The sequence below is a fragment of the Candidatus Stygibacter australis genome (assembly GCA_030765845.1).
GTDB lineage: Bacteria > Cloacimonadota > Cloacimonadia > Cloacimonadales > TCS61 > Stygibacter > Stygibacter australis.
Genome location: JAVCDJ010000155.1, coordinates 1 through 7078, shown reverse-complemented (window position 1 = coordinate 7078; position 7078 = coordinate 1). Strand labels below are relative to the sequence as shown.

Genomic DNA, 7078 nt, shown 5'->3' with positions numbered 1-7078 from the left:
CTCATTATTGCCGGATCTGAGACCGTATTTCTTAATGGCAGTGAATTGCAAAGAGGTGATGATTATTCTATTGATTATGCCGAGGGAAGCATCACATTTACCCAGAATAATTTCATTAGTTCGAGTGACAATATCTATGTGAAATATCAATATAGCGATGAAATTTACAGACAGCAGGTATATCTGCAGGATAGCCAGTGGAATATCACAGATAACCTTAGAATCGGTTCAGCTATATATTATCGTGCAGATGACAGTGATAATCCCCTTACAGTGGAATTTAATGAAAGCGATCTGGACAGTCTTCAGCAGGCTGGTGATAATGAAGTGTATGGAAATGGGATTTATCAGCAGGATACTGGTTTAGGTGAATATATTTTAAATCAGGACGGTTATTTTGAGTATGTGGGTCTGGATAGTACCGGAACTTATAACCTGAGCTTCCACTATGATGCTAGAGGAGATTATCTAATATCAGATGCTGGATATTATTATGCCGGCAGCGGAAATGGTGAATATTCTTTGGGAGTGAAATTACAGGCTCCCCAGGCTCAGGGAAATTACACGTTTTGGAGCAGATGGAATATTGGGGATATAGAACTTAAAGCAGAAACCATGCTCAGCACTGATGACCGCAATACTCTATCCTCAATAGATGATGAAGATAATCTGGGCTGGGCAGGAAATAGTTCACTCAAATATCAGAGGAAATCAGGATTTATCCGACCTCAAATGAAATTAAGCTGGAGTGGAAATACAGCTGAATTATTCAGTTTTGTACCCTTATCTTCTGCTGCTTATCTATATGAGACCGAAGCTTTACCGGATACCCTGGATAAACAGGAAATTAGTTTTTTTAGTGGTATTGATATCGGCAGGATATTTATTCCTGATATTGAATTGCGCCAGATCACTGCTGGAGTAGATCATACTCAAAGATATTTAGCCACCGGTGGGACTTTAGTGCAGTACTGGCTGTTGCCGGAAGTTAAATATCGCTATTTAAATTGGGAAAACAAGCTGCCCGATAGAAATGATGATTATTATAGCCACAATCTAAAAATGGCATATACTATCAGTAAATTTAAGCTGGGATATGAACTAAAAAGACTTGATAAAGAAATTGCCGGGATGGAATTTGCAAAAGCAGAAAATCTGGGTTACCTGGAACTTAAAACAAATTCCGGCAGCAACAGGCTCTATTGGGAAGAAGTTATCACCGATAGTGCACTCACCCACCAGCAAAAGATCAGCACCACAACAGGATTAAAAAGTAAATATAAAAGCTCCTCACAGCAGGTGGAATTAGTGCTTGCTCATCGCAGTGTGAAGGACAGCATTCAGACAAATTATGATATGGGAGAACTCAATTATAACGGTAGTCTGGGAAAAATGATTAATCTGGGGGCAAAATACCGTATCAGAAATCTTGATTTCTATCCTAAAGTGAGAGAACTTGTATATATTGGCTTCGAAGAAGGTAATTATAATGAGGATGGGGAAGATGACGAGGATGGCGATTATGATTGGCAGATAGTTTCCATTGATTATGATGATCCCAGCAAATCAATTGAGATCACATCTTCCGGGTTACTCAATATAAGACCTGCTGATCCTCTGACTGTTTTCTGGCAGAAAATGAAACTTGAACTGGAAGCTGCGATAAATGAGCAGTCAACTACTGATAATATTACAGAACTGTATCTCCTGCAGGGCTCAGAATTGCGCCAGGAGGATACTACGATCTATGGTACTCAGATCCTCAAGGGGCGCTGGTGGTATGACCTGATCAAGAACAAACTAAGCCTGCGGTTGATGAGAAGTGCAGAAAACCGCCTCGATAATCGCTATCAGGATGCAGAAAAAGTGGATATCTTTAATGATGAAGCTTATCTACACTGGAAATACTCCCGTACGCTGAAGTGGGAATTTTTCCTGGAGCACAGAGAAGAAACTGATACTCGCTACGACAGCAAACTGGAAAATTATGACTTTGCCTGTGAAACCAGAATATCTCCATCCTCGAAGATCAATTATAGTATCAGAGCAGAATATGGCTGGGAGGATGGCAGTGATACCACCGATGAGATCACCTATAGCCTCACCAAATGGGAATTGCAGCAAAATATAAACTGGTATCCAAAACGCACCAGTCGCTTGTTTGCCAGATTGAAATATAGATACAATAACCGCAAAGGAGAAGATTATGATATCTGGCTGGAAGAAAAAAGAGCCGGAAATGTATTCATCTGGAATCTCTCCTATGATTATAAAATGAACACCTACGTTAAATTTTCTCTTGAATATAAAGGAGATAAATATCCCGAAGAAGAGATAAGCCACGAATTCAAAATGCAGGCATCAGCAGAATTCTAATATTTATAATATTATATTAAACAAACAACAACCCAGATAAAATGCAATATTGAATAAATTATAATGATATCTGTACAAATTTACATACACTCGTTCACTTCCTGTCTTTTCAATTTATCTCATTATATATTATAGACCATATGTTACATTTATCTCATTTTATCCCATTTTAGGCGCTTTTTATCTTAAATATAAGAAATGCCATTATTTAACTATTTTAACTGTCTCAATTATCCTCCCTGTACCCTCCCTGTTGGTTCACTGTGGGTTACAAGTGTATCAATTTTAATCTTTACCAAATAAAATATCATTATTATTATTATATATTGCTGTAACGTTTCTACTGAATAAAAGTTTTTTCAGCAATTTCTCGGTTTTATCATCATACTTACCTAAAACATGATATTCTATTGCACCCATATCCTGCAATTTGTAACTGAAACTCAATTATGCTAATTTGGGGAGGTAGAGAAAAAAAAATTGCTATACAAAATTATCAAAATAACTGGGGTGGAATTTTAAAGGAAAGGGGAAAAATATGGATAGTATAAAAAAAGCATTGAAGACGGCATCACAATTGACAGAGCAGTTAGTAGAATCAGAAGCAGTCTTGGAATTCATTGAAGATCTTAGCCGCATGATTGTCGATGCATTTGAAGAGGGAGGCAAGGTGTTGATCTGCGGGAATGGGGGAAGTGCAGCGGATGCAATGCACTTTGCGGAGGAATTTACCGGCAGATACCGAAAGGACAGGCAATCATTACCAGTAATGGCTCTGGCTGATCCTACTCATATCACCTGTGTGGGAAATGATTATGGTTTTTCAGAAATATTTTCCCGCAGCGTGGAAGGCTGGGGTAAAGCAAGAGATGTTTTTATTGGCTTATCAACGAGTGGGAATTCTGAAAATGTACTAAAAGCAATGAAGAAAGCTGATCAACAGCATTTGCGGACGGCAGCACTGCTTGGAAAAGATGGGGGAGATCTCAAGGACATGGCAGAATTGCAGATAATTGTTCCTGGAATAACAACAGACAGGATACAGGAGCTGCATATGCTGATCCTGCATATAACAATTGAGCAGGTGGAAAGATTGATGTTTCCCGAAAATTACCTGGAGAGCTGATGCGACTGGTTATCCAGAGAGTGCTATCTGCCCAGGTGGAAGTGGCAGGAGAAGTAATAGCCAGGATTGGAAAAGGTTTGCTGGTGCTGGTAGGAATTGGTAAAAATGATGATGGCTCATCTATTGAGTGGTTGGCAAATAAGACAGTTGATCTCAGGATTTTTGAGGATGAAAACCAGAAAATGAACCTTGGTTTGCAGGATATTGGAGGTGAAATTCTGCTGGTCTCTCAATTCACACTTTATGCGGATTGCCAGCGGGGGAGACGTCCGGGTTTTGATCAGGCAGCTCTGCCGGAAATTGCGGAAAAGCAATTCGATGAATTTGTGCATGTAGTAAACAGTTTAGGAATTACTGCCCAAACAGGCAGATTTGGAGCAGACATGAAAGTGAGTTTGGTTAATGATGGACCTGTAACAATTATATTGGAAAAACAATGAAAAATATCATATTTGATCTGGGCAATGTACTGATAAATTATGACTTTGAGCTTTTCTTTGAGAAACTGGGATATAAAAGATATGAAAGATCACTAAAGGAAGCGCATGGTCCGATTTTTGCTTTTGAGTGTGGGGCGATGACTACAGAAGATTTTCTGAAGGAATTGCAGGCGATATATAAACCGGATATGGATGCTGAAGATTTTAAAGATGCCTGGTGTGATGTTTTCTGGGCAAATGATGAGTTATTGGATATCGTACCGAGATTAACATCAGAGCACAGATTAATGATACTTTCTAATAATGACGAACTGCATTTCCCTTATATCTGGGATAAGTATCTGAAACTGCATATTTTTGAGATGGAAAATATCATGATTACCAGCAGACTGGGATATATTAAACCCGATATTCGTGTATATCAGGAAGCAGTAAGCAGATATGATTTTGATTGGCAGGATTCAATATTCATTGATGATGTGAAAATCAATACAGAAGTTGCTGAGAAACTTGGTGCAAAAACGATCTGGCATCAAAATAATACTGAGACAATAGAAGCATTAAATAAAATCCTGGAGGATACCAGAGCTTAAGCAGAAAATATATCAGTAAGTTAAATTGATCTTAAGCCAGTAATTGGTCAACTCCCTGATAGTTTCATAAAACTCTTCAAAATTAACAGGTTTAACAAGATAACTATTAACTCCGAGTTTATAAGCCCTTTCGATATCAACAGCTTCATTGGATGAAGTCATAATAATAACTGGTAGATGAGCCCATGCTTTGTTGTTTTTAATAATTTCCAGCAATTCTAAACCATCCAGGCGAGGCAATTTCAGATCAAGCAGAATAAATTTTGGTAAGCTGATATCATCATTTTCATTAAAATAATTATCAATAAATTCTAATGCTTCAACTCCATCTTTGGCGATGTGGATTTCAGGGGAAAAATCAGTTTTCTGAAGAGCACGTTTTACCAGACGACTGTCGTTAGGATTATCTTCTACAACCAGGATATCAATCTGTGGAGTCATTTGTCATTCCTTGGTTAATTTCATCTTCATTTTTTGGAAGTGAGATATAAAAAGTGGCACCTTTATCGGGTTCACTTTCTGCCCAGGTACTTCCACCATGTTTTACTACGATTCGTTTTACGATTGATAATCCAACACCATAACCATCAAAATCTTCTGAAGCGTGCATTCTTTGAAAGACTCCGTAAAGCTTATCAGCGTAGTTCATATCAAATCCCACACCATTATCTTTCACATAGATCAGATGGCTTTTATCTTCTGATTTATAGCCAACCTTAATAATAGCAATTTCACGTTGGGAAGTGAACTTCACTGCATTGGAGATAAGATTGGTAAAGACAATATTCAATAAACCTAAATCAGCCATTAAAGTTGGAATATCATCAATTTCCAGCTTGATCTCACGATCGGGGACATCTAAGGTAGAAGCAGTAAATATCCTGGAGATCATTTCTTTGAAATCTATCATAACCGGTATAATGACTTTTTTACCCAGACGGGAGAATTCCAGCAGATCACTAATCAACTGGTTCATCATATCTACATTATTTTTGATCAGGAGTAAATATTCCTGTCCTTCCTTATCGAGTACATTCTGATAATCTTCAAGCATGATCTTTGTGAACCCTTTGATTCCCCGCAAGGGAGCTCTAAGATCATGAGAAACAGAATATGAAAAGGATTCCAGCTCTTTATTAACTGATTCCAATTGCTTATTGACCTGTATCAATTTATCACTTGCATTATTCATATCGTCCATTAAAAACATTAAAGCTTCCTGAGAGGATGCCAGGCTATCAGTTCTTTCCTGTACAGAGTTTTCCAGGTTCAGTCGATATTTATTGAGTTCAAGTTCATTTTCCTTTCGAGTTGTGATATCATAGATAGTTCCTAATACACTCAATGGTACTCCATCAGAATTAAATTCAGATACTTTTCCCCAGGCATGCAGCCATTTCCAGGAATTATCATAAGCCTGCAATCTGAATTCTATATCCAGCATATCTGTCTGTCGCAGCAGTAATTTGTCAACTTCCAGTTTAAATTTGTTTCTATCTTCCTGATGGATAAGATCAAATTCATAAATACCAGTTAATTGTTCGAGAGGGAAATCCAGGATATTTAGAAATAGATCATTCATGATCAGCTTCAAATTCGTTAAGTCAATACCCCAGACCGTGGCATTACTGGCATCAAATGCCATGCGAAGCTGTTCTTCATTCTCTTTTAACTCATGTTGAGAATGTTTGAGTTCATTGATTTTCTTGATCAATTTCTGGTTCATCTTATCTATTTCTGCTGTTCTTCTTTTTACTTCGATTTCCAGATCTTTATTTACCGTCTCAACGTTACTTCGCTCTAAATCGAGTAAATGACGCGAATAAAAATCACCTCGCGTATAGTATTCAATGAAATAGCTCCCGATCATCAGAGATAAATTGGCTGAAACAAGAAAGAATCCATTAGCAAAACTCACTTCCTTTGGGATATTCAGGAAATGATAATCCACGATGAAATAAATGATCACTAGCAATGTACCGCTTATAGTGGCATAAATGTATCGCAGTTTGATGAGGAAATAACCGTATAATAAAACAAGGATCAAACCGACATAATAATCCTGAGCAATGAGTGTAGAACCAGAAAAAAGCATACTAATGATCCCACCGCCAGCAAAGAAAATGGAGATGACAATTATGGTCTGCCAGATTTTCTTAAACCACTTGAAAAAAGAAATCAGTGTGGTTATCAAAATTATCGGACAAATTAAAAAGAAACGGATTTTCAATAAGAAAGGGAATATCTCAGGAGCAAGTCTTATATCCACCAAAGCAAAGGCTGAATACATCAAAATCCCGAAAATAAATGATATACGGATAAACACTATTGACGAGTTGAAATGTTCATCAGAGTATTTCTTCTCCATGAGTTCTGCATAATAGCAGGAAAATAGGAGAAAATGGTTCTCGAAAAATTGTAGCTTAGGCTTTTTAAAATAAGCAAAGCAGTATTAACTGGCTTTATTAGTCAGTAAACTGATAAAATTAGATCTTTATATAATTATATGTGATTTTGGGCGTGTTCCGACATGGAGTTGATAT

Annotated in this window: 7 protein-coding genes; 4 read left to right on the top strand and 3 right to left on the bottom strand. The window is 37.4% G+C overall.

Translation table 11 applies throughout. The features are described from left to right. A partial coding sequence (locus RAO94_07740; GenBank protein MDP8322226.1) for a hypothetical protein occupies positions 1-2376 on the top strand: 2376 nt, incomplete at its 5' end. A gap of 285 nt (positions 2377-2661) precedes the next feature. Here RAO94_07740 and RAO94_07735 read toward each other — a convergent pair. Further along, positions 2662-2796: a hypothetical protein gene (locus tag RAO94_07735; protein ID MDP8322225.1), complete on the bottom strand. Its 135-nt coding sequence runs from the start codon at positions 2794-2796 to the stop codon at positions 2662-2664. Positions 2797-2914: 118 nt separating this feature from the next. Here RAO94_07735 and gmhA point away from each other — a divergent pair, with 118 nt between their 5' ends. From gmhA to RAO94_07720, 3 genes are read left to right on the top strand one after another with little or no spacing between them, the layout of a single operon-like run. Beyond that, positions 2915-3502, top strand: a complete 588-nt coding sequence (gene gmhA, locus RAO94_07730) for a D-sedoheptulose 7-phosphate isomerase (protein ID MDP8322224.1) — start codon at positions 2915-2917, stop codon at positions 3500-3502. Then, positions 3502-3942: a D-aminoacyl-tRNA deacylase gene (gene dtd, locus RAO94_07725; protein ID MDP8322223.1), complete on the top strand. Its 441-nt coding sequence runs from the start codon at positions 3502-3504 to the stop codon at positions 3940-3942. The genes gmhA and dtd overlap by 1 nt, the downstream gene beginning before the upstream one ends. Next, complete coding sequence (locus RAO94_07720) at positions 3939-4535, top strand: HAD-IA family hydrolase (protein MDP8322222.1); 597 nt, start codon at positions 3939-3941, stop codon at positions 4533-4535. The genes dtd and RAO94_07720 overlap by 4 nt, the downstream gene beginning before the upstream one ends. Positions 4536-4547: 12 nt before the next feature. On the opposite strand, the gene RAO94_07715 is transcribed toward RAO94_07720, so the two are convergent. Beyond that, entirely contained in the window at positions 4548-4976 is a 429-nt protein-coding gene (locus tag RAO94_07715) for a response regulator (GenBank protein ID MDP8322221.1), read from the bottom strand. Beyond that, positions 4960-6903 (bottom strand): ATP-binding protein, encoded by a 1944-nt coding sequence (locus tag RAO94_07710; protein ID MDP8322220.1) that lies wholly within the window; start codon positions 6901-6903, stop codon positions 4960-4962. The genes RAO94_07715 and RAO94_07710 overlap by 17 nt, the downstream gene beginning before the upstream one ends. Positions 6904-7078 lie beyond the last annotated feature (175 nt).